The 24,879-nt window shown below is 68.1% G+C and carries 12 protein-coding genes and 1 pseudogene; 5 read left to right on the forward strand and 8 right to left on the reverse strand.

Annotation, left to right across the window (positions count from 1 at the left end):
- Nucleotides 1-5: 5 nt before the first annotated feature.
- The 3 genes from ACZ7OH_RS20720 to ACZ7OH_RS20730 are packed head-to-tail and all read right to left on the reverse strand — an operon-like array spanning nt 6 to nt 5,991.
- Nucleotides 6-3,221 carry a hypothetical protein gene (locus tag ACZ7OH_RS20720; protein WP_470282227.1) on the reverse strand — a complete coding sequence of 1,072 codons (3,216 nt, stop codon included), beginning with the start codon at nt 3,219-3,221 and terminating at the stop codon, nt 6-8.
- Nucleotides 3,218-4,369 carry a restriction endonuclease-related protein gene (locus tag ACZ7OH_RS20725; protein WP_470282228.1) on the reverse strand — a complete coding sequence of 384 codons (1,152 nt, stop codon included), beginning with the start codon at nt 4,367-4,369 and terminating at the stop codon, nt 3,218-3,220. Before ACZ7OH_RS20725 ends, ACZ7OH_RS20720 begins: the two co-directional genes overlap by 4 nt.
- A complete protein-coding gene (locus ACZ7OH_RS20730) occupies nt 4,366-5,991 on the reverse strand; it encodes a PD-(D/E)XK nuclease family protein (RefSeq protein WP_470282229.1) in 1,626 nt (541 codons plus the stop codon). Before ACZ7OH_RS20730 ends, ACZ7OH_RS20725 begins: the two co-directional genes overlap by 4 nt.
- Here ACZ7OH_RS20730 and ACZ7OH_RS20735 point away from each other — a divergent pair, their 5' ends adjacent.
- The 5 genes from ACZ7OH_RS20735 to ACZ7OH_RS20755 all read left to right on the forward strand — a co-directional run bounded on the left by ACZ7OH_RS20735 (nt 5,992) and on the right by ACZ7OH_RS20755 (nt 19,987).
- The gene (locus tag ACZ7OH_RS20735) at nt 5,992-9,315 is read left to right on the forward strand and encodes a DEAD/DEAH box helicase (protein WP_470282230.1); all 3,324 of its coding nucleotides are present in this window, start codon (nt 5,992-5,994) and stop codon (nt 9,313-9,315) included.
- 298 nt (nt 9,316-9,613) lie between these two features.
- Nucleotides 9,614-11,794: a tellurite resistance TerB family protein gene (locus ACZ7OH_RS20740; RefSeq protein WP_470282231.1), complete on the forward strand. Its 2,181-nt coding sequence runs from the start codon at nt 9,614-9,616 to the stop codon at nt 11,792-11,794.
- Entirely contained in the window at nt 11,791-13,131 is a 1,341-nt protein-coding gene (locus ACZ7OH_RS20745; protein ID WP_470282232.1) for an ATP-binding protein, read from the forward strand. The genes ACZ7OH_RS20740 and ACZ7OH_RS20745 overlap by 4 nt, the downstream gene beginning before the upstream one ends.
- A gap of 43 nt (nt 13,132-13,174) precedes the next feature.
- Nucleotides 13,175-15,304 (forward strand): DEAD/DEAH box helicase, encoded by a 2,130-nt coding sequence (locus tag ACZ7OH_RS20750; protein ID WP_470282233.1) that lies wholly within the window; start codon nt 13,175-13,177, stop codon nt 15,302-15,304.
- Between the two features lie 627 nt (nt 15,305-15,931).
- Nucleotides 15,932-19,987 (forward strand): hypothetical protein, encoded by a 4,056-nt coding sequence (locus ACZ7OH_RS20755; protein WP_470282234.1) that lies wholly within the window; start codon nt 15,932-15,934, stop codon nt 19,985-19,987.
- A gap of 401 nt (nt 19,988-20,388) precedes the next feature.
- Here the strand turns inward: ACZ7OH_RS20755 and ACZ7OH_RS20760 are convergent, their stop codons facing one another.
- The 5 genes and pseudogenes from ACZ7OH_RS20760 to ACZ7OH_RS20780 form a co-directional block, all read right to left on the reverse strand.
- A complete protein-coding gene (locus ACZ7OH_RS20760; RefSeq protein ID WP_470282261.1) occupies nt 20,389-20,757 on the reverse strand; it encodes a hypothetical protein in 369 nt (122 codons plus the stop codon).
- Nucleotides 20,758-20,844: 87 nt separating this feature from the next.
- A pseudogene (locus tag ACZ7OH_RS20765) lies at nt 20,845-20,964 on the reverse strand (DUF2510 domain-containing protein); the annotation flags it as partial.
- Nucleotides 20,961-22,319 (reverse strand): SNIPE associated domain-containing protein, encoded by a 1,359-nt coding sequence (locus ACZ7OH_RS20770; protein WP_470282235.1) that lies wholly within the window; start codon nt 22,317-22,319, stop codon nt 20,961-20,963. The pseudogene ACZ7OH_RS20765 and the gene ACZ7OH_RS20770, both read right to left, overlap by 4 nt.
- Nucleotides 22,320-22,416: 97 nt before the next feature.
- Nucleotides 22,417-23,553, reverse strand: a complete 1,137-nt coding sequence (locus ACZ7OH_RS20775) for an AlbA family DNA-binding domain-containing protein (protein ID WP_470282236.1) — start codon at nt 23,551-23,553, stop codon at nt 22,417-22,419.
- A gap of 95 nt (nt 23,554-23,648) precedes the next feature.
- Nucleotides 23,649-24,305, reverse strand: a complete 657-nt coding sequence (locus ACZ7OH_RS20780) for a hypothetical protein (RefSeq protein ID WP_470282237.1) — start codon at nt 24,303-24,305, stop codon at nt 23,649-23,651.
- Nucleotides 24,306-24,879 lie beyond the last annotated feature (574 nt).

Genomic DNA, 24,879 nt, shown 5'->3' on the forward strand with positions numbered 1-24,879 from the left:
TCCGTTCAGGACTTGGCTTCGGCCGCGTAATTGAGGAACGCCTGCAGCGTGTCGCCGTAGTACTCGGTCATGGCTGCTGCCTGGGCCGGGGTCCACGCAGCGCTAAGGCGGTTGATGAGCGAGGCCAGATCGGTTCCCCGGTCGTCCGCGTGGAACGCGCCGTCGACGAGGTGCAAGGTCGCCGAGGTGCCACCGCGCCGCGCTCGGCCGATCAGCTGGACGGCGCCGATCACGATCTCCGCCGCCACCCCGAGCTGGACGCGATCCGGCTGGGACTGGAAGTACGGCGGGCACCGGACGATCTCGTCGAGGAACGTGCCCGCCTCTTGCCGACGGTCGGCCAGCAGCCGGAGTGGATCAGTGGTCGGGCCAGGGTGTTCGGCGAGCGCACGAGCCTGGATGTGCGCCACCAGCTCGGCCGGCTCGTCGATGACCGGGATGGGGCGGACGATCAGCCAGACGGAGCCGAGCGCCGAGCGAGAACCGTCGCCGATGATGTTCACGCCGCGCTGAACGCGAGCCAGCGGAGCGATGAGGATGTCGGCGTGGTCCATCGCGGGGAACCGCTCGAGCTGGTCCGCCGGCAGCTCGCACCAGAGCTTTCCCTCGCTGGGTTCGCTCCGGGGTGGGATCGCCAGGCAGATCCTCGGCGGGTTGACGCCCGAGTCGGCCAGCCCTTGGGCGAGCTCACGCGCCGCGGCATAAGACGTCGTGGCCAGCAACACCCGCTGCCGTTTCGGGTCTTCGCGTCGGAGCCGGTCGAACTCGGGGACCAGGTGGGTGCTCCACAGCCCGGCGGCGATGCGTTGGATCGCGGCTGACCGCTGCGGGCCTTCGCGCCCGGAGACCCGTTCGGGCCGGCGGTCCGCGCCGAGGACCGGAGCCGGCTCGATCCGGACCTCGGCGGGTGTGGTGTCCCGCACCCACCACCGGGGCGTCGTGTGCAGGTGGTGGCGCGGGGCGAGGGGGAAGTAGGAAGTCGCCGAGAGGCCCAGCACGATGCGCCGGGTCTTGGCGTGAGCCAATGCGGTTACGTCACCGAGCGTCACCGTGTAGGTGTGCGGGTCGCCACCGAACGCCGCGGTCGACAGCTTCGCCGGCTGGACACCGGTGTCGTCGAAGTGCTCGGTGAAAGCGAACACCAGCCGGCCCAGCGGGCCGGTCGGGGTCGCTCGCCACCGGCCGTAGGTACCGAGTGCGTCCGCGACCGCCTGAGCGGATTCGACGCCGGCGTCGACGAGTTGCGAGTTGTTGGCCATCAGCCGATGCAGGAAACCGCGGATCCGTTCCAGAATCGCCCTTCGAAGCACCCAGTCGGTGAACTCACGACGGTCGTCGGGCGGCAAGTGGCCGGCCAGGCCGTCCACCGCGCTCCTGGCCTCGGTGATGGCCGTACCCGCATCGCCGCTCCGAACGACGCGGTCCAAGTGCAGGCGAACCCGATCGAAGCCTTCGGGCTCACCCTCGAAAGCCCCGGACTCTCCGGGGAAGAGCGACTCGAACGCGGCCAGCTGGTCCGGGCCGACGTCGTCGACGTCGATCTCGAAGAGGCACGCGGTGAGCCAGTTGTCCCGGCGGCGAGGCACGATCCAGGCTCGTCCCGGACCGGGCTGCCGCCTTCTGCCGCCACGCCGAGCGGGACCGAGCCGTTGGTAGGTCAGGTGGCTGACATAGTTTTCCGACAGGTAGCGGAGGCTGAAGTAGGCGTCGCGCACATTGGCGTCGACCTCGTCGTGCAGAGCACCCAAGGCTCCCGCGAAGTCCGTGTCGAGCCTGCGCAACGGTGTGTTCGTCCTCCGGGCCTCGTCGAGGACCAGTCCGCGACCCGACTGCTCGATCGCCTGCTGCTGGAACTCGTCCACCTCATCGATCACGATGATCTGGCACCGGCGCATGAGCAGTTCCTCTACGCTCAGCCGGTCATTGACACCGTGCCCGTCTTGTACGGGGGTTTGCAGCACGCCGAGCATCAGGTTGACGTGCGAAGTCACGATCACGTCCGCGGTACACGCCGCCCGGGAAGCGCTGAACCGTGCGCATCCGCTCCGCCACGGGCAGGCGAGGCTCTTCTTGTCCGCGTGCGGACGTGGGTCGTGAAGGGTGGCACACGGCTCTCGCCCCGGTATCCAGCCGTCGACCGCGTCTTCGGCAGTGGCGACCGCGGCCAGCGCGCAACCGTAACCGAAGCGATCCCACACCCAATCGGCGGCCGGGCCGACATCCGTGACTGCTTCGGCGACGTCGAACCTGGTACGGGGGGAGGTGAGGGCGACGACCTCACCGGCCGTCGCGAGCGCTGCGGCCGCCGCTTCGATCTGGCGAGCGGCCTTCACCACGTCGGCGTTCGTGGGCAACACGAAGGCGACAACGTGGTGATTGCGCATTGCCCAGCACGCGAAGACCTCGATGAGCACCACCGACTTGCCGAAGCCGGTATAGGCGAGCAGCTCGTTCAGCGACCCTGCGGCGAGGTCGAGCTCGGTGACGACCCCACCCGAGTCCCGGATCTCGGCCTCGAACCGCTGGAAGACCTCGGCCCGGTGATCGCCGTCCACATCCGGATGGGCGTCGAGGGCGTCGGCGAGCGCCCTCAGCTCGGCGAACGGGACCGATCGCCGATCGAGTGGCGGAGAGGTGACGACGACCGGTGGAGTGTGCCCTGCGTCCTGGTGGTGCTCCAGGAGATCGAGGCGGAACGTCGTGTACCGGGTGGTACCGCCATCGCGGGGGACGCTCACTGTCGTCGTGTAGTGACCAGGTTCCGCGGGCTCCAAGGCACGAGGGCGGGCCTCGTGGAGCTCGTCGAGCTCGGCCAGGACGCCGTCGATGAAAGCGGTCAACGACATGCCGACGTCGACGACGATCGTTCCGCCGACACCGGGTTCGTAGTCATCACCGGGCCGGCAGCCGCCGAGCTCTCCGCCGGTGAGCAACCGGTCCAGCAGCTGCCCGGCGGTGTGCGCGTTCGCGAAGTCGTTCGTGCGCCGCTTCAACAACCAGGTGACCCGCACGCGGTCGGCGTCGGACAGCCCGCCGGTGCCGGACCAGCGGGACCAGGTCGTGATGTGGCCGTCGAGCAGGTACAGCACGTGCGCGCGGAGCGCAGCCGGTGTTCCGTCGCCGGTGTCCACCCCGAATAAGTGCGCGGCGAGCCCGATCGCCGCCTTGAGCACGCGCGGACCGACCCTCCGCGCGTTCGCGGCAGTTCCCCGTTCGGTCAAGACTTCTCCTTGAGCTGTCGCAGGACCCGGTTTCGAAAGCTCTTCTCGGTCGTGATCACGACCGAGCGGGGCACGGCCCTCCGCAGGGTCTCGAGCTGGTGTTCGTGGGTCGTCGGCAGCACGATTTCGGCATCCGGCAGGGTCGTCCTGAGGTGGTCGACGAGCCGCCCGACCGACTGGTATTCCTTGAGGTCCGCGCGGTACTCGGTGGACCCGACTTCGACACGCAGGTCGTACCGGTCGAGTTCCGGCCAGAGTTCGACCGAAACACCCGGCCTGTCGAGCGCGTGAAACAGCCGGAGCTCGGCGATGCCGGGTACGACGACGAAACGCCAGACACCGGGGTCCACGCAACGGGCGCCTGCCGCAGGTTGAGGTATCGGTGTTTTGGCCGCCGGCCCCGCATCGATCCGGGTCAGCACCGGCCGATGGCCGGCCGAGCGGCCTTGCCTCACCCGGTACGCCGTGGCGTGCGGCCGATAGCGGCACCGGAGGAGATCTCCGGTGACGGCCATCGGCCACCGGCAGACAGGGCAGGGAAACCACCAGGCCGGACCGTCGGCCGGCTGGTAGAGCTGCTCCGCCGGGATCGAGGAATACCCGAACGGCGCGAGAGCCGCGCCACTCACGCTTCGGGCGTCCATCAGCTCATCGTGGCTGCCGGCGGGGTGCTCGATGAGGAACCGCCTCGAGCGGACGTAATCGTCCTGTCGCCCCGTCGCGGTCATGGCCGCATAGGTCTCCTGGCGGATCTGCTCGGATCGCATCCGCGTCCAGGTCGGGAGCCACTGCTCGTGATCGATCGCGGCACCGAGCGGAGCAGCGTATTCGCACGCCAGGTCGTACGCTTCGCCCGTCAGCTCGCCGCCTTGCAGCAGCACGACCGCGGCGGCCTCCGGGTCCGGACAGTCCATGAGTGCGGGGAGTTCGCCCAGCGGGAGGTGCAACGCCGTGGCCAGGTCTCGCGGCGTCACCGGGCCTCGGCCTGGTCCGTGGACGGCCATCACCACGCCCGTCATGCGGGCGACCTCGCGCATGGCGCCGGGATGCTCGTGCCGCTTGGACCACGCGTAGGCAGCGCGAAGCGAGGCGACGACGATCCGCCGCCACGGCGGCACCGCCTCGAAGGCCTGCACCGGGCGGCTCACGCGGCGACCTGCCGGGCGGAGGGGCACCATCGGGTGAACCCGCAGTCCTGACACGCCCGTCCGGGCTTGGGCGGCGCCTGGCTGCCGGTGAACATCGGCTCCGCGAGCGACTTCACTGCCTGGCGGGCAGCGGTGAGGACACCGGCACCGGCGATGTCCAACCGGGTGAGAACTGGCCCGGCACCGGTGAGCTCCTCCAGTTCGACGCGCAACGGAACACCGTCCTCGGCGAGAACGCCCGCGTCGGACAGCAAAACGGCCAGCGCCAGCTGGGGATAGGCACGGAACAGATCGCCGGTCTGTGATGCACGGGCGGTCTTGGTCTCGCGCACGACCCAACCGGCGGAGTCGCGGTAGAGCAGATCGGTCTTCGCCACGACGACCGCGTTCGCGATGGGGTCGAACGCCACGACGTAAGTCTCGCTGTCGGCCGGGGCGTCGTCAGGGAGACTCTTCAGCGGGCAGATCACGGCATGGTCCCCGATCATCTGGACGGCCATCCGCTGCTCGCGCCCCTCGGGTCCAGCCCAGTCTGCAGCCCAGCGGTCCGGCGATGCGGGCAGTTCGCCGGACTGGCAGGCGCGGCGCGGCAGACGGTCGTGCTGCTGCTCGATCCATTCGTGAACCGCCCGTCCCCGCCTGGCCGCGTCGTTGTCCTCGGCGCCCCAGTCGCGAGGCAGAAACATGTCACCGAGGCGGGTACGCTCCGGGCACTTGGCGTGTTCCCGACCGGACGTCACAGACCACCTGCGCCGGGTATCGCCGGTAACACCCAGGAGGCCGGGAACCGAGGGCACGGCGGGACAGCCGGCCACGAGAGGGCAATAGGCGCATTCGGCACCCGGGCGGTGTTCGACCCCGGCCGGCAGCTCCGCCAAGAGGTCTGCGACCTCTTCGTACCGGTCCATCGCTTCTTCACGGGTGCCGTCGAAGGCCACTCGGACGGATCCGTCGACACAGCCGACCTCCACCACCCGCACACGACGTGGTGCGACGAACCCACCCAGGCGATAAGGCGAGTGGTCGTCCCAGCGACCACCGAGGACCGGGCTCGCCCCGGCCAGCACACCGGCGGCGAAGGTGATCTCCGGCGGGCTGAGCACCTTCGGCGGCCGGCTCACGGACGCTTCCCGGGGCCGCGGTCCGTCGACGGCCACGGGTTCCACCGAACCGGTCTGCAGCACGCGAAGCTCGCGGACTCCGTCTCCCTCGTACCGGCGTCCCAGCACGGTCTCCTCGTAGATCTCCTCTCCTGCCCGGTGCCGCTGCCGTGCCCACGTTCGCGAGACCGGTTGCAGAGCGCAGGGCGCTTCCAGCCGGGCTTCGGCCGCCAGCACCTGGTGTACGGCGTGGGTGACCCAGCGTTCGAGCGCCGGCTCCGGCCTTGTCCGCTCGCACCAGCGCCGGATCGCCGCGGCTTCCTCGAGCCCGTCGAACTCGATGTGGTCGAGGACCTTGCCGACGGCGGACGTGGCGGACTGCGGCTTCACACCCTTCCTCGCGGACGGGGCGATCGTGCGACGGACCTCCGACGCGGCCCGCACCGGGCACCTCTGTTCCGTTTCGCGAAGGGAGCGGTAATCGATTCGAACAAATGTCTGATTACCGATCGGTTCGCTCATTTGAGCAGCGCCAGTCATTTTCTGATTTTCCTCTCGGATCCAGCGACCTCCGACCACCTGCGCAATTGCGGCCGATGGGCGCACGGTAGCCTCTCTCACCGTCCACTCGCTACTGGCAAGATTGTTTCCGAAACGTTCCCCCCGAGAAGGAAACCCTCGATGACAGAAGTTTGCGCAGCTCACGGGCTCTTCATCGGCATCGACCACTACCGGGATCCAGCGTTCGCCGACCTGCAGTTCGCTCGCCGGGACGCCGAAGTACTACATGCCCTGTTCCGCGACACTTTCGACTCGGGCAACGCGGCACTGGTGGCAGATACCGACGCCACAGTGGACAGAATGTTGACAGAAATAGGCAATCTCCGGCAGTCGTCGACCGAATCGGACGTCGTCCTGGTCACGTTCTCGGGCCACGGGACACCCACCCGGGAAATGGCCGGATACGACGCGGTGAGCAATCGGCTGGCCGATACGGCACTGCCCCTGACCACTTTCGTGGGACTCGCGGAGCAGATCCCGGCCCGGCTGCTCATCGTGGTTCTCGACTGCTGCTTCTCGGGCGACGTCCTGACCGAGACGCTGCGCGGGTCGACCGTGGTGGCCCATCAGCCGAAGTACCTCCGGCAACCGGCCGACGAATACATCGCCCGGGCCTCGCAGGCGGGCACCGAGCCGTTGGATCTCGTCCGCGGCCGGGGCAAGGTCGTCCTCGCCGCCTCGGCTCCTGATGAACGCGCGTTCGAGAAGGCCGAGTTCGGCCACGGTGTGCTTACCCATCAACTGATCGAGGGGCTCCTGGGCCGGGGTGGCGTCGCCGACGGTGACAGCGTTTCCGTTCTGAAGCTGGTGCAGGCCGTGCTGGCGTCGGTCGGCTGGCACCGGCACGGGCTCACCGGTGTCCAGCAGAACGCGGGCTTCGAGGGCGCCTTGCGCGACGCGTATCTTCCGGTCTTCAGCCCGGGTGCGCACTACGCCGCCGTCGGCGGCAAGATGCCACCGCGCGCCACGCCGGCGTTGTCCTCGCTCGGTCCGCACGGGGTACCGGAGCCCTTCCAGGAGCTCTGGCGGGAGCAGCTGGGCCGGCTCAACGACGTCCAGCTGGCCGCGATCAACGCCGCCGGGGTGCTTCGAGGCGGTTCGGCCCTGGTCAGCGCGCCCACCGGGAGCGGCAAGACGCTGGTCGGTGAACTGGCTGCGGTGCGGGCCAAGCACGCCGGCGAACGGACGGCGTTCCTGCTGCCCACCCGGGCCCTGGTCAACGAGCAGTACGACCGTTTCCACCAGGAGTACGGCCCGCTGGGCATCAAGGTCGTCCGGGCGACCGGCGATCTCCGTGATCACCTGCCTGACCTGCACCGGGGACAGTACGACATCGCAGTGCTCACCTACGAAAAGTTCGCAGGTTTCGCGGCGAGCCGCCCTGGTCTGCTTCACAGCGTCGGAGTCGTGGTGGTGGACGAGATCCACTCGCTGTTCGACCCGCAGCGCGGGCCCGCACTGGAGGCGCTGCTCACCCGGATGCGCCGCGGAGCCACGCTCGAACCGATGCCGCAACTGATCGGCCTGTCCGCCGTGCTGGGCGACCCGAAAGGACTCGCGGAGTGGCTCGGCGCAACCCCCGTAGTCAGCACCACCCGCGCGGTACCGCTCGTCGAGGGCGTTCTCGATCCCGGCGGGAATTTTCGAGGACGCCGGCACGAGGACGCCACCGAAACCGACGTCGACGAGCCAGGCTGGCTTGCGGTGCCACATGCGGACTCGCCCGAAGAGCGGCTCATCGGCGTCGTCGCGGAGCTGGTGACCGGCGGGAAGCAGGTGATCGTCTTCCGGAGCACCAGGAGCGCGGTCCGGTCCACCGCCGAGCTCCTCGCGCGCAGGCATCCGACGCTGCCGGCCACGGCTGAGATCTCCGCGCTTCCCGTCGGCGACGCCGGGATCGTGCACGATCAGCTGGTCACCTGCCTCAACGGCGGAGTCGCCTTTCACATCGCCGACCTCTCCGACGCGCAGCGACGTGTGATCGAGCAGTCGTTCCGGCGGGCCGACAGCGCGATCCGGGTGGTCGTCGCGACCACGACCCTCGCCCAGGGCGTCAACCTGCCGGCGGATGTCGTGGTGATCAGTGACCTGAAACACCCGGGCGACACGCACTACACGGTGGCGGACTACAAGAACATGGCCGGCCGGGCCGGCCGCCCCGGTCGAGGCGTGGCCGAGGGGCGCGCGGTCATTCTGACCGCCGGCAACGCCGATGCCGAGGAAAAACTGCGGCGGTACGTCACCGCCTCCCCCGAAGCGGGCACGTCCGCCTTGCTGGAACCGAAGACCGACCTCGTCACCCTCCTCGTCGACACGGTCGCAGCCGCCTCGGGTGTCCGCGACCGCTGCGACGATGCCGCGATCCAGTCGTTCCTCGAACGGACGTTGGCGCACCGCCAGGCACGCCGGGCGCGGAAATCTCCGCCGTTCCCGGAGGACCAGGTGTCCGCCGCGCTCGCGGACCTGCGGTCACAGGGCATCTTGCGCGACCGGGACAGTGGTCTCGAACTCACGGCACTCGGCGAGATCGTGGTCCGCAGGAAGATCGCGGTCGCGTCGGTCGCGACGGTGGCCCGCGTACTCGGCGCCGTCGCCGCCGGCGGGCTCACCACCGCAACCCTGCTCTGCGCCGCCCAGCTCACCGGGGAACTCGACGACCCGCGCTTCGCCGGTACTGTTCGCGGGCGAGGGCCGGATGGCGGCGAACTCGGCTCGTGGCTGCGTAAGGCGGGCGCGGCGGCGCCGGTGGTCAGCGAACTCTTCGCGCTGGGCGGCGAGCGCGGGCCCGCCGCCGCTCGCCGCGCGATGGCGAGCGTCTCGTGGATCCGCGGGACCAGCCTCCCCCGGATCGAACAAGGCATCCTCCGCACGTGCGGCGGCACGAACCGCAGGGATCCGGGCCCGGTGCTGCACGCGATGCGCCAGGCAGCGGGCGTGGTGGAAGCGGTCATCGACATCGCGGAGCACGTTGCGTCCGAAGCGGACACCTTGGCTCTTCCCCACGACCTCCCGGCCCGGCAGGAACTCGGCATCGTGGCCGGCCACGTCCCGATCGCCCGCCACGCCGAACTCGAACTGCCGCGGGAGACTTTCTCGGCGTTGCAGCGAGAAGGGCTCATCGATTACACCTCGATCATCGAGGCCGATGACGGACGCGTACTGGAGTGCCTGGCCGGAGACCGAGAACTCCAGCGGATCGTCGTGAACGCGGCGCACACAGCGAAGGGCGAGGCCGACGAGCCTCCGCTGGATGACGTTTTGCCACCGTTCGATGACCTCGGCTGAGCGCGGTCACGGGTGACGATTCGATCAAGTCGGTAACTCCCGCTCGACAACCACCGATCCCTCACCAAGTAACGGACCGTGCCGTCTCAACGGTGCGCGATCGAAGGGGAGGCTCTTGGCAGCGCTGGTCATACTCCTGATCGCAGCGGCCATCGTGACCCTGCTGGTCCGGGTGGCCCTGCGGGCGTCCAATTCCAAGCCACCGCAGACACCGCTGGGGCGTTCGCAGTCCTGGGTTGCCACTCCCCCACCCACGGTTCACGAGCCGCAACTGGCATCGCGCCATGCCCCGGATCCTGTGCCGACGGGGCCGCAGCAGAAGAGCCGGCGCACGAGTACGACCCAGGTTTCCCGGACACCGGCACCTCCCCGGCCCCGCCAAGTCGCGCCACCGGCTCCACGGGCGAGCGCCCAGACCGCGTACCGGTGGATTCCTCCGCGTCAGGACATCGTCGTGGCGGGAACGACACTGCGTGGTGGGCTGCTCTACGTGGGCACCGGCATGCCCGACGCCGCCGGCGTCGCAACCGAGCCCGCCTTGATCGATCCCGGCCTGCCGGCCGACCGGCGCAATCCGGATTGGCCAGGCGAGTCGATGGACTACTGGCCCAGCTACGCCGGTATGTCCCCGCGGGCGCGCGGCGCCTACCTCTCCTGGCTGGCCGGTGGCCGCGCGAACCCGAACGCCTACATCGGCTACGTCTTCCTGTACTTCTACGGTCTCGAACGTCGCTTGCTCACCGAAATACCCAACCTCGACGATGCCGACACCGAGTTCGCGACCCTTGTGGGCGAAGCTCGGCGGCTGCTCGGCATCTACCGCGGCAATCGCTCCTTCCGCGGCTACGCCGAAGGACTGCTCGACGCGGTCGCCCTCCTCGACCCGACCGTGCGGTACGACCGCGCGGCGCCGCCCGTTCCCGAATGGAGCTACGAGCTCCCCACGGACCTCAAAGTCGGATTGGCGCAATTGGCGGTGGACGGGCGTCCGGTCCCGGCGGACTGGGCGTTGTCCTGGTACGGCCACCACCCCGACACCAACCTGCGCACGCCGGCAGTGCGGTGCCCGAACGAGTTCCTGGAGCTGTTCACCCGACGGTACCGCGCGAAGTTCGGCGAGGGCATGGTCGTCAAGCCGAACAAACCGCGCCTCTCCGTGGGCTACTACGCAGCCAGCAGGGGCTTCTACGGCCACGTCACGCTCGAGAACACGAAGCTGCCCGACGTCGGCAAACTGACCGGCCCGATCACCAAGCTGCGCGACATCGTCGAAGGCGTGACCAGCGATCTCGACGCCTACAGCCGCTACCTCGGCCGCAACCCGGACGGCGCAGGCTCACCAGCGGCCATCGCGCTCCTGCCGGAGGGCGTCACCCACAAGCCGAGCCCCGAGACCGAGGCGCTCTGGTCGTGGGCCGCGCAGAGCATCGGCAGCGACGGCCGCGGGGTCACCTCGGCTCACGAGCTGGTCTCGCGGTGGCCCACCAAGACCGGCAAGCTGGCCAAGGCGGACGCCGTCGCAGTGGCTCAGCTGCTCGAACACCGCGGCCTCGGCATCGAGCCCGACGTGCGGTTCGGCGGGAACACGCCGACGCCGACATCGTCGGTCGTCCTGTTCCGACGAGCGGATCCCCCGGTCAGTGCACCCAGTGCCGAGTACGCGGCCGCGCTCGCGATCATCAACCTCGGCATGCTCGTCGCCGCCGCGGACGGCACGGTCAGCGAACCCGAACGGCGTGCGCTGCGGGAACTGGCGATCGACGACCTCGACCTCAGCGAAGACGAGAGACTCCGGCTCGACGCCCACGCCGCACTCGTCCTGACCAAACCGCCCACTCCCGCGGTCCTGCGGCGGCGTCTGGAATCTCTCCCGACGTCGCGCAAGGCCGCGGTCGGGCGGTTGCTCACCACTATCGCGGCGGCAGACGGCCAAGTCACCCCCGACGAGATCCGCACCCTCGAGCGGCTGTTCACCACGCTCGGCCTCGATCCCGGCGGGGTGTACGGAACCCTGCACGCGGCCGCGACGTCGACCGACGAGCTGACCAGCACCCGAATTCCCGGCGCCCAGCGGTCCGGCCGCACCATCCCGTCTCCTTCCCCGAGCCCAGCGGGAGCCTCGGCGCTCGCCCTCGATCCGGAACGACTCGCGCGGACGAGGGCCGAGTCCGTGCGGGTCGCCGCCGAACTCGCCGAAATCTTCGCCGACGACGAACCCGCTCCTCCACCGCCGCCTCCCGCGGACGCGGTGGTCGGAGGCCTGGATTCCGCACACACGCTGCTGTTCCACCGGCTCGTCGGGCAGGACACCTGGAGCCGCGCCGAGTTCGGCGCACTGGCCGCCGAACTGGGGCTGATGCCTGACGGCGCGCTCGAAGTCCTCAACGACGCGGCCTACGACCGCACCGACGAGCCGCTGTGCGAAGGCTCCGACCCCATCGAGATCAACCAGGACATCGTGAAGGACATGCTCGAATGACCACCCCCGCCTCGAAACCCGCCCGCCTGCGCCCCCGCGATCGAGACGCGATCATCTCCTCCCTGCGTTCCGGTGTGGTGCCCCGCGCCGGGTTCCAGCACATCCAGGTAGGACGTGCCGCCGAGGTGTCGGCGATGAGCCAGGAGATCACCCGGATCGCCGACGGCGGTTCCGCGGTCCGCTTCGTGATCGGCGAGTACGGCGCCGGTAAGACGTTCTTCCTCAACCTGGTCCGGTCCATCGCCGCCGAGCGGAAGCTGGTCACAACGTCGGCCGACCTCAGCCCCGACCGTCGCCTGCACGCGAGTGGTGGTCAGGCGCGCTCGCTCTACGCCGAGCTGATGCGCAACATCGCCACCCGCTCCACGCCGGACGGCAACGCCCTGCCCAGCGTCGTCGAACGCTTCGTGACCTCGGCGATCCAGGAAGCCACCAGTGCCGGGACGTCGCCGGCCACCGTGATCGCCGCCCGGCTCGAACAGCTGTCGGAAAGCGTCGGCGGCTATGACTTCGCCCAGGTCATCGCCGCCTACTGGAAAGGCCATGACACTGGCAACGAACAGCTGAAGTCCGACGCGATCCGCTGGCTGCGGGGCGAGTTCGCCACCCGCACCGACGCCCGTGCGGCGCTGGGCGTGCGCACCATCGTCGATGACGCCGGCTTCTACGACCACCTCAAACTCGTCGCCCGATTCGTCCGGCTTGCGGGCTTCTCCGGCCTGCTCGTCTGCCTGGACGAGATGGTCAACCTCTACAAGCTCGCCCACACCGGCGCCCGCAAGTCGAACTACGAGCAGGTGCTGCGGATCGTCAACGACTGCCTCCAGGGCAACGTCGAAGGCCTGGGCTTCTGCTTCGGCGGCACCCCGGAAATGCTGATGGACACCCGCCGCGGCCTCTACAGCTACGAGGCGCTCCGAAGCCGCCTTGCCGAGAACAACTTCGCCGTCGGAGGCCTGGTCGACTACTCCGGGCCCGTCCTGCGGCTGGCGAACCTGACCCCGGAGGACATGCACGTCCTGCTCGAGCGCCTGCGCCACGTCTACGCCGGCGGCGACCCCGCCGCCTACCTAGTCCCGGACGAGGCGCTGGGGGCGTTCATGCAGCACTGCGCGGGCCGGATCGGCGACGCGTACTTCCGCACCCCGCGCAACACCATCAAGGAGTTCGTCAACCTCCTGGCCGTGCTCGACCAGAACCCCGGCGCCGACTGGCGGCAGCTGCTCGGGAACGTCTCGATCGACACCGAAACCAACCCCGACCTCGAGCCGCTGCCCGACGAACTCGACGCCTCGGACCCGAACGGCACCGATGAACTCACCAGCCTCCGCATCTGAAGCCGTCCACTTCGGACTGCTCCACCCCAAGGTCCAGCGGTGGGTGTGGCAGCGAGGGTGGAGCGAGCTGCGCGACGTCCAAGACGCGGCCATTCCTGCCATCCTGGGCGGCGACACTGATGTCTTGATCGGCGCAGCGACCGCCGCGGGCAAGACCGAGGCCGCGTTTCTGCCGATCTGCTCGAAGCTCGTCGACCACGGCGGCCCGGGCATCCAGGCGTTGTACGTCGGGCCGCTCAAGGCGTTGATCAACGACCAGTTCCGGAGAACCGAGGAGCTGTGCGAAGCCCTAGAAATCCCGACTCACCGCTGGCACGGCGATGTCGCCGGCACCCGCAAGCAGGCTCTGCTGCGCAATCCCTCCGGCATCCTGCTGATCACCCCGGAGTCGCTGGAAGCGATGTTCGTCCTCCGCGGGACGCAGATCACGCGGCTGTTCGCGGCCTTGCAGTACGTGGTGGTCGATGAGCTGCACTCGTTCCTGGGAACCGAGCGCGGCGCTCAGCTGCTGTCACAGCTGCACCGCCTCGAAATCGCCGTCAAGCGACGTGTACCCAGAATCGGGCTGTCGGCAACCTTGGGCGACATGTCCCTGGCCGCCGGTCAGCTCCGCCCCGATCACGGAGACCGGGTGACGATCCTCGAATCCGCTGCGACCGGGCAGGAGTTGCGGCTGCAGCTGCGCAGCTACATCGACGAACGACCGGACACCGGCGAAGACTCGGACATGGCCGTGCGCGGCATCGCCGACCACCTGTTCGCGAACCTGCGTGGCCGGACCAACCTGGTGTTCGCCAACGCGCGGTCTCGCGTCGAGTTGTACGCATCTGAGCTCGCCGACCGCAGCGCGGCCGCGGGGGTCCCCAACGAGTTCCACGCCCACCACGGCAATCTCGCCAAAGAGCTCCGCGAAGACGTCGAAGCAATGCTCCGGGACCCGACCAAGCCGGCCACCGCTGTCTGCACGACGACGCTGGAGATGGGCATCGACATCGGCGCCATCGCCCAGGTCGCGCAGATCGGGCCGCCGCCGTCGGTCGCCTCGTTGCGGCAGCGGCTCGGCCGCTCCGGCCGTCGCGACGAGCCGGCGATCCTCCGTGCCTACTGCGCCACTGTGACGATCGACGCCGAGACGTCGCTCCTCGACCGCCTCCAGCTTCCCCTGGTACAGACGATCGCGTCGATCGATCTGCTGCTCGAACGCTGGTGCGAGCCGCCCGAGCCGTCCCGCCTGCACTTGTCCACGCTGATCCAGCAGCTCCTCTCCTTGATCGCCCAACACGGCGGAGCCAAGCCGGCGGAGGCGTATCGGGTGTTGTGCGGACGCGGAAGCCCGTTCTCGGCCGTCACCACAGCACAGTTCGCGGACCTGCTCCGCACACTCGGCGCCAAAGACGTGCTCACCCAAGCCGGCGACGACACACTGCTGCTCGGTGGACGCGGAGAGCCGGCCGTCAACCACTACACGTTCTATGCCGCCTTCCAAACGCCAGAGGAGTACCGCCTCGTCCACGGCGGACGGCAGCTCGGCACCATGCCGATCGACTTCCCCCTGTACGAAGGCCTGTTACTGGTCTTCGCCGGCCAACGATGGCGCGTTGTCTCGGTCCATGAAGAAGACAAAGTCGTCCAGCTGGCGCCCGCGCCCGGCGGCAAGCCCCCGAGCCTCGGCGACTCCGGCGGCGTTGTGCACCGCGAAGTGCGGGCGAAGATGCGCGCGCTCCTTGAGGGCGACCACGCCCCTGCCTACCTCGATGAGAAGTCGCGAGCGCTGCTCGAGCAAGCCCGGCGAGAGTACGCGAACCTCGAACTCGACAGCCGTTCGGTCACTACCGACGGCTCCGACACACTGCTTCTCCCGTGGACCGGCGACCGCCAGCTGCACACGCTCGCCGCGATCCTCAACGCCTCCAGGATGGAGGCCGCAGTCGACGGCGCCGCCCTTCGGCTGGTGGGTACAGCACGAACAGCAGCGCTGACTGCGCTGACCAAGGTGGCCGAGGGGTCTCTCCCTGACCCGCATGAACTCGCCCGGAAAGTCGAGAGCAAAACCATCGAGAAGTTCGACAGCTGGCTGAGCGAAGAGCTGCTGTGCGCTCAATTCGCATCGGCCTCTCTCGATTGCGCGGGAGCGGTCCACGCCGCCAGGCTTATGGTCGCAGGAGGGGGCTGACCGGCAACCTTGCCGGTCATAATGCCGGGACGCCGAGGAGGACGCCAGCCGGACGAAACCGTCGGCAGGTACAGCACCGTCCGGATACGGCACATGGATGTCCGGGCAGCTGTGCCCCGCTATAGGCACGGCCTGGCTGTGAGTACACCGCACCGCCGTCCTGTACCGAACCGTGACCGAGGGGCTCCATGTCAGCAGCGCCTGGGTAGAATCGCGCTTCATTCGCAGCTACACCAGTTCGGAGCGGGCACGGGAATGAGGACAGGACGCATCTCCCTGGTCGTCACCTGCATCTTGGTGGCATCCTTGGGAACGTGGTTCGCCATTGCACAATGGGATGACGCGAACAAGATCGCGACGACCACATCCGCGCTCGGCGCTGTTGCGGCCGTGGGCGTCGCTGTGTGGGCGGCGGTACGCACGCTGGGGACCGGAACCCCGGTCACGGTGTCCAAGACCGGGCGAGCCAGCGCTGCCGCCGGAGGCAAGGCGATCACAGGTATCTCCGGCAAGGCGGAGTCCGTGAGCAGCCCGCTCCGCGCAGAACGGACAGGCGATGCAAAGGCCACCGGGGGCGGGGACGCGGTCACCGGTATCCAACTGTCTTGAGATCGCGGAACTCTACCCGTGGCCAAGGACTCGAGAAGCAGCAGCGTCGTTACGCACAGTGGCGCGGCAACAGCACCAGGCGGATACGCCAGCTCCGGCATCCACTTCGGCGACGTCAACCTGCTGACCGGAGTACCGGTGCGCACGCGGTACCGCGAACAGGTCAAGCGGATCGCACCGCCCCACCTCGTGGGACGGGAAGTCGAACTCGCCGAACTGACCGATTTCTGCCGTTCCCCGGAGACCGCAGGACAGTATGCCTGGTGGCGAGCGCACGCCTGGTCGGGCAAATCGGCGCTGATGTCGTGGTTCGCGCTGCACCACCCGCCTGGCGTCCGGGTGGTGTCCTTCTTCGTCACGGCTCGGCTGGCCGGCCAAAACGATCGAAGCGCGTTCATCGACAACGTCATGGAGCAGTTGCTGACGATCCTCGGCGAGGTGTTGCCGCCTTTCTTGACCGATTCGACACGCGAAGCACACCTCCTGGGTCTGCTCGCCGACGCGGCGGAAGCCTGCCGTCGCCGGCGCGAGCAGTTCGTCCTCCTCGTCGACGGGCTCGACGAAGACCGGGGAGTCCACGACGGCGCGGACTCGCACAGCATCGCGGCCCTGCTCCCCGCCGAGCCTCCCGCCGGGATGCGAGTGGTTGTCGCCGGACGGCCGTATCCGCCCGTCCCCGACGACGTAGCCGCCCATCACCCCTTGTATGACGACGCGATCATCCGTCCGCTGGATCCCGCACCGGAGGCGCGCGCCGCCCAGCGCGAGATGGAGCGCGAGCTGAAGAGACTGGTGCGCGGCACCACCATCGAGCAGGACCTGCTCGGTTTGGTCGCTGCGGCCGGAGGCGGGTTGTCCACGGCGGACTTGGCGGAGCTGACCGGGCAAGCCCCCTGGGAGATCGAAGACCGGCTGCGGACTGTGACCGGCCGGAGTTTCGCCGTGCGCGACAGCCACTTCCACCCAGGCGGGCCGGATGTCTTCCTGTTGGGACACGAACAACTGCAGGTCACGGCCCTGGAGATGCTGGGCGAAGCTCGCGTCGCCGGATACCGGGAGCGCATCCACGCATGGGCCGATGTATTCCTTGGCGCGGGCTGGCCGTCCGGCACGCCGGAGTACCTGTTGCGCGGATACTTTCGCCTGCTCCAAGCAACCGGCGACACGAACCGGATGCTCGCCCACGCTCTCGACCCCGCCCGGCAGGACCGCGTGCTCGATCTGTCGGGTGGCGACGCCGCCGCTTTGACCGACATCGCCGCAGTCCAACGCGCACTCGGCACCGACGCCGAGCCGGACCTGATCACGATGGGCCGCCTGGCCGTTCACCGGGACCACTTACTGGCGCGCAACCGCAACATTCCGGCCGGCCTGCCGGCCGTCTGGGCATTGCTGGGCAAGGACAAGCGAGCCGAGTCACTGGCCGAGTCCATTCCCGTGCCCGAAGCGAAGACCTCCGCACTCCTCTCCATTGCCAGTGCGCTGGTCACTTCCGGCGAACCCGAGCGAGCCGGTGAGCTTCGTGACCGTGCAGAGGGAGTCGCAACGACGATTTCCGATCTCAACGCCCGGGCTCTCGCCGTGAGCTCGGTGGTCGAAGCGATGGTCGCGGCAGGTGATCTCGGGCGAGCCGAAACTCTCGCACGCTCGGTCACGGGTCACCGAAGCTTCACGCAAGGTCCAAGGACAGTGGTCGACGCACTGGTGCGGACCGGCGACGTCGAGCGGGCATACGAGATCGCGCGGTGCATCAGCAACTCCGGAGGTCAAGCACAAGCACTGGCAGCCGTAGCTGAAGCTTGGGTCGAAGCCGGCCGGTTCGACCGTGCGGACGCCGCTGCCCTCTCTGCTGCCGAGCCCGGCGCACAAGGCTACGTGCTGGCGTCGATGGCCAAGAAGACGGCCACTTCACCCGGGCGTGATCGGACACGTCGGCTGCTGGAGCGTGCGGAGACCGCCGCACGGGCAGCCCTCCCCTTCGAGCGCGTCCACGCGCTGACGCGCGTTGCCCATGCTCTGTCGGTGGCTGGCTCGCCCGAGCGAGCGCACGACGTCCTCGACCGCGCCGAATGGGTCGCGTGCTCGGCACCGCTCATGGAGCAAGTGCAACTGTTGCTCGCCGTGCTCCAAACATGGCTCGAACTCGGCGACGTCGAGCAAGCGGAGCGGATCGCCTGTGTCATGGCCGCGCCCAACTCCGAAGCGCGAGCGCTCGCGGCCTCGGTAAGGAAGGAACAAATTCACAAAATCGAGACCCCTGGGAGGATCTCGATCTCCGTGACCGACCTCTTCGGTCACATCGAAGCGCTCGAATTGGTCGCCGATGCCCACGTCAAGGCGGGTGAGGCCGAACGCGCCGAGACGTTCGCCCGCTCCGTATCAGATTTCTTCGGACAGCAACGAGCCCTCGTCGCGACGGTGAACGCACTGGCCGCTCGCGGAGCACTCGAGCGGGCCGAAACGCTCCTGCGATCGGTAGCCTTCATCCCGGGGCGGACTTCCGCGCTGGAGTCGGTTGCCGATGGCATGGCGCGGTCGGGAAAGATCGACCGCGCGAGGGAAATCGCCCGATCGGCCGGTGACCCTCGCGATCAAGCGCAGGTGCTGGTGTCGATCGCCAAGGCCATCGCACTGACGGGCGACCACCGACAGGCCCGCGAAGTCCTTGAACGCAGTGCGGAACTCGCTCGCTCCGTGACCGACTTCGATCGGCAGGCCGAGGAACTGGTGTCCGTCGCGAAGCAGCTGATCTCGGTCCGTATGGAAGCACAAGCCGCAGCGGCTCTCCAACAAGCGGAGTCGGTCGCCCCCCTCATCACTGAACCGGCTGCACAGGAGCAGGTGCTCGTACCGATGGTCGGCGCTCTCCTCGAATTGGGCGAGCACGACCGCGCCGAGGCGGTGGCGCTGTTCGTCAAAGAACCTCACAGTGGCTTGCAGGCGCTGCGGCTGGTGGCCATCGCCCGGGCCGAGGCCGGCGACTTGGCGGGCGCGGAAAAGCTGGCTTTGTCCGTAGGTGATCCCGGGATGCACGTCCTGGTATTGGCTTCCTTCGGGGAGAGCGCCGCGACAGGCGGCGAACGTGTGCAGGCAGCCGACGCCCTCGGCCGTGCCGAGACGGTCGCGCGCTCCGCAAGCGACCCGATGGAGCACGATCTCCAGCTGGCGCAGGTCGTCTCAAGCTGGGCGGCCATCGGTGAGTTCGACCATGCCCAAGCCCTGCTGAACTCGATGTCCGACGACCACGGCCGGATCGAGCAGGCCGCACGGCTGGTCGAAGCCATGGCGAAGGCGGGCGCTTCCGCGCATGCCGAGACGATGGCGCGCTCGATTCCGGACCCGTTCTGGCGAGCCTGGGCACTGACGTCGGTTGCCGCAGAGGCGACAGCTGGGAGAATGGCAGTGCTCGACGAGGCTGTCATCGAAATTGCGGGACTCAAACTTTCCGACATCGACCCCTTCAGCCAGGACGATCTCCTGACCGTCTTGGCGAAGGCCGTGGTCGCCGGAGACGCAGTCGAACTTGTCGACATCTTCCTGCGCACCCTTTATGATGCCAAAACAGAAGTGCAGCTGATGACGCTGGTCGCCGAGGAGTTGGCAAGAGCCGGTGCCAGGGAGCAGGCAGGTGAGTTCCTCGCACGAGCCCACTCGAGAGCCAGCTCGATCGTACACGAACACGACTTGATCAGAGCGCAAAGAGCGCTGGCCAGAACGCTGATCAGCGTCGGCGACCTCGATCAGGCCGAAGCGCTCGCCCGGTCGATGCCAGAGGATCTCCGGCAGGCAGAGACGCTGTCCTCGATCGCGCGGGCATGGGCAGCGGCCAACGAACTTGAACGCGCGGAGGAGATCGCCCGATCCATCGACTCGCGGAGGATCCGCGCGGAAGCTTTGCTTGCGGTGAGCCGACACTGCCCAGGCCCCCGGAAGGCGCTCGCCGTCGCTGACTGCTTGGTCTTCGCAGACTGGTACTACTCGGCCCCGGCACTCATCGAGCACGCCCCGGAATCTTTGGACGTGATCCTCGCCGAGCTGGCGATCGTCCGCAGGGGTGGACCCGAGTTCGTGTGATCAGCGCAAGACATGGCCGGCCGTGGTCGGCCGGGACAGCATCGCACTCGGCGGGAACCCATTTGCATGCAGCGCCAACAACGTCGAGTGCTCATCAGCACGGCCGCCGTTTCGTTGTGCTGCCGGACACGCTGGCAGAAGCGGCGAGAGCGGCACCCCCGCGCGGTAAGCGTCGACTGGCGTTCGTGCACGACGGTCTTGTGCACTCCGCTCCACGCAGCCTGCGATATGCGCGACGAACCGAGTGCCGGCCCAACGTCCAACGGACGAAATGATACGCGGACAGATCTACATGACTGGAGCCGCGACGACCTACTCTCTCTTCCTTATCAACGGCCTCGTACGCTCGATCAAGGCGCTGGACACGCTGGCTCGTCGTCTGCAGTTAAGCCCTCGCGTGCTCAGACGATGTCGAGCCTCGGCGCGGCTGATGCAGCTTCGGCCGCGTCGACGATGGCGTGTGCGTCGGCCGCGTTGGCCACGCGGACAGACATCGCCGGGACCGCACGTTTCGTCGGCTTGGTCGTGTAAACGGACAGGTACTTGGTGGACCGGTTGTAGATCGCCGCCTTGGCCTGGTTCCAGTCGACCTCCAGCATCTGCTTGCGCACGATGCCGACGAAGAGGAACAACAGCCTCCTGCTGGTGCACGCCAGGACGCCGAAGCCCTCGCCTTGCGCACCGGTCAGCGCCAGCACGCGCTCTTCCGGACCGAGGTAGTCACCGAGGAGGTTGACTTCCTTCATGGATCCGACGAGCAGGCCGCTCACCCGGGCGACCGCCTCGGCGACGTCCGGCCGAAGAGTCGGCGTCCGCTGCTGCGCGGGCTCGGCCGGTGGCGGAACCGGGGCCGCAACCCGGCGTTCGGCAGTGTGGAAGGTCCAGCGGCGACCGTCCCAATAGCGGATGAGGGCGTCATCCAGCGGGTCCGGCAGCCATCCGGGTGGACGAACCGGCGCGATCGGAGGCTGGTTCATGCGTCACGCACGCCGTCATCGGAAAGATCGCCGTCAGCCTGAAGCGCCACTCCGGCGAGTGCGGGTGCTTCGTTCGTGATCGCTCCGCGGCCTCGGCTGGACTCCGAGGCTCGCCATTCAACAGCCTCTGCTGCGTCGACGTACTCGAGAACGTGTGCTCCGTCGATGGCCAGCAGGTGTTCTTTTACTTCCGCCGGCGTGGCGTAGAAGAACTCGCGCCGGTGGTTGACCAGGTTGACCCGCTTGGCACTGAGCCGCTGGTGGAGGGCGGTTTCCAACGTTACGGCGTCGTGGGAGAAGACCAAGGCGTGCACGTCGAAGCGGAACGGCACTGACGCGTCACCCAGCTCACGGACCCGGTCCAGTGGGACTTCCCGACGCGTCATCCCGATCTTGACCACCCCTGGGCCGAACGCACCGACGTTGGAGATCACGTACACATGCCCGACCCGGATGTTGGCGGCCTTCAACTCGACGCCGGCGATAGCCTCGTCGATGGCGGTGAGCCGTTCCCGGGCCTGGCTGGCCCCCTCGACGTCGCCGTTCGCCTCGAGCTTGGCGATCGCGGTGCTGTAGTGAGCCCGCTCCTTGGCCAGCCTCGACCGTTCGCGTTCGATCTCCTTCATGACCTTGGCTTCTTCGCGGAGACGTTCGCGCTCGGCGCGTGCTTGCTCCCGCTCTTCCTCGACCTTGACCAGGTAGTCGGAAGTCAGGTCGATCTCGCGGAGCCGGAGCCGGTGGTAGCTGTCGGAGACGGCGATCCGCATCAGGAACCCCAGCCGGCCGATCGTGTCCCGCGTCGTCGTCAGACGCTTCTTGACCGCTTCGCGGGTGTGCGGCTTGACCACGCGGACAGCGTTGTCGGCTTCGGCGTTGTACGCGCGCAACATCAACTTCGCCATGTCGCGTCCGAGCTTCTGCCCCTCCTTGACCGAGCCGTTGACCGCCCAATCGACCTGGCAGGTGACCGCGCTGCCCCTCGCCTCGAGCTTGATCTGCTCGCGCAGCTTCTTCAGCTCGTCCTTGTAGGCGACCGCGTCGTCCAGCGGGTGGACATACTCGTAGACACCGACCTCCTGCAGGAGCGCCAGCTCTCGGGTCTCGACCAGCCGCGACTGCCACCTCCCGGCCTCAGCCTTCAACTGCTCGACTGACGCGCCCAGCGCCCCGGCTTCCTGCTTCGACCTGTCGACAGTCGTCCGCAGCCGCCGAAGGTCCGCTTCCAGACCCGCGGCGTCAGGACCGCGCAACTGGTGGACCCACCCTCGCAACTCCGCGATCGTCGCGTGTGCCGCGCTCAGCTGCTGTTGCAACGCGACGAGGTCCGTGTTCTCCCGGCCACCGAACAGAGCCACCCTGAGCCTTCCGCCGCATCCACTCCCCACGCCGACGTCTCACCGACGCCGTGACCTGAGATCGTCGCGCCGACCGGTCCTGTTACCGACCTTGGATTCAGGCGAAGACCTCGGCGGACAGGTCGGCGGTCCCGAGCGCGCGGACCAAGCGGTACATCAAGCGGCGGGTCACGGCTCCGGGACGTTCGCGGCACTCGGCCGTACTGGCCGTCGTCGCGTTCAGGTAGTCGTCCGCGCTGTACCTCAGCACATCCTCCGGACTGTGTCCCCACGTGTGGTCGACCCGCGTCGAAACCACCTTCAAGAGGTTCGTCATGCCTACCGCGAGCTGCCACTGACCTTGGTATCCGTAAGCCGTGCCGAGCCCGCCGGCCAGCTCGACCAGTCCCCTGACGACCGAGATCGCGTCATCATCGTCCAGGAACTCTTGCACGGTGTCTTTCGCGACAACCCGCTCGAAAGACAGTTTCGAAACGAACAAGGTCAGCGCGCCGTCGTCCGCGATCTCGAGGTCGCACATCGTTCTGACCTCGTCGGAGTCGAGCCACAAGCTCCTCGAGTTGAGGCCGTACGTGTGCCATCCGCGACCGACGGCCCGCGGCTCGTTCTCGCTCAGGATCTGCCAGTACTTGTACCCAGGACCACCCGTGCGAGCACGCACAAGCTCGTCGATCTGCCGGCCCATCAAGTGCTCGGTCAACAGGTCAGGTGGTGCAGCCAGCGGCCGCACGACCGCATACAGCCTCGACTCGACTTCCCGGTTCGGCGGGACGGGATCTCTGGCTATCTCCGCGTCGATCAGGTCCCGTGCCACCACCTGGCGTGTCGACCGCAGGCCGAACAGCCGGACGACCTCGGCGTCGCCGAGACGGTGCTTGGTCGTGTCCCCGCGCCCGTGGTAGCGCCCGTCGACCATGTGCGGCGCCAGCGGGCTGGGCGGCACTTCGACCAGCAGCACACCGCTGCCCGCACTGGCCGGGTCCTCGATCGGGTGACACTGGACGAACAACGGCGGATCGCACCTCGACCTGACGATCTGGTCGACCTGTTCCGGCAGCCCACTGAGCGGAACCGGGGCCACCGAGAAAGTGCCGTTCGCCTTGTTCTCGGCGACGCCGATCACCAACAGGCCTCCGTCGTTGGCAAACGATGCGGCGTCGCGCGCGAACTCCTTCTTTTCGCCGTCGGAGCTACCAACCTGCAGCTTGACGTCGATCCAGTGCCGCTCGCGCACCGTGCCGTCCGCCAGAGCCCGGCGGACGTCGTCGAGCGTGGAAGGGTGCCACCGGGGTACGACCGGTCCGAGGTAGAAGTGCGGTGCCGGAGAGGTCATCTCGCCATTTTCGCAGTTCGTCGGCGCTGCGACGCCGCCTTTGCCGGCTCCACGGGTGTTTCCGCCGGCAGTCGAGCACCTCGAGCACCTCGGTCAGCGATCAACCACGCGCGCAACTCGGCGTGCCGGAACTCGACCCCGACACCCGACAGCCGGACCAGTCCGGCTTCGTACGCCCAATCCAGTAGCTGCGCCGGTCGGGCCGGCAACCGGTTGCGCCACCTGCCCACGACGATCGCCGCGACGTACCGGAACCAAGTCGGGCGAGCGAGCACCAACGCAGCGAGCAGTCCCACCGGCAGCGCCGGCTTGCCGATCAGAGAGGCCAGCACGCCGAACCCGATTCCGCAGATGCTTGCTGCGATCACGTCGAAGCCCAAGCTGAGGCGGACCACCTGCGGCGACAACACCACCGCGACCATGCCGGCCAATGCGGCACTCCCGAGGAGGCACCTCGGCACCGCCCCGGTGAGCAGGAGCCCGCGCCCCATCCGTGTCTGCAGCTGGTGGAGACTCAACGTCGACACCAATACCGGCATGCCCATGCACATGAGCGCCGTAGCGTTCACCATCAACAGGCCGAAAACAGCCAAGACCACCGCCATACCGCCCGGGACGTCGCCGGTCAGCAGCGACGGGTCCTGGACGAACAACGCGACTGCACCGAGTCCCCAGCCGAGGACCGCCTGACCAGCCCACCGATCACCCGCGGCAGTATTCGCCCCGCCGCCGGCCACACGGCGGGCAACGTGATATCGGCGGTGTCCGCCGTGAGCTTTTCACTTGAAAGAGTCATGCGGTGCAGCCATCGCTCTACGTCACCAGGCCGCCAGCCGCGCGCCACAGGGTCAACCTGCCGAATTAATATTAGAATGAATAATGATCTACGATTTCAGCGACTGAGCGCGGAATTCGGTCAGCGCTGAGCAGCGACGCGAAAGCGACGTCCGAAGGATGTGCCTGCGGCGCCACACCACAAAACGACCTGACGAACGCGCCCGGCTTGCCACCCGAGCGCGTTCGGATTCGGCCTCAGCTCCGAAGACCGGCCGTCTCCGCGGTCCCGCCACCACCCGGGAGCGCGGAGCAGCCGACCAGCAACGCGAGCAAACCGGTGATCTCGGTCACCGACTGTCGTCGCTTCGTGAAAACTGACCCCCAGGAGTCTTCCGAAAGTTGACCCCCTCTGAGGTAGGAGGGTGCTGAACGTGGAGGACTGGGCGGAGA

The organism is Amycolatopsis sp. NPDC114478 (assembly GCF_055633805.1).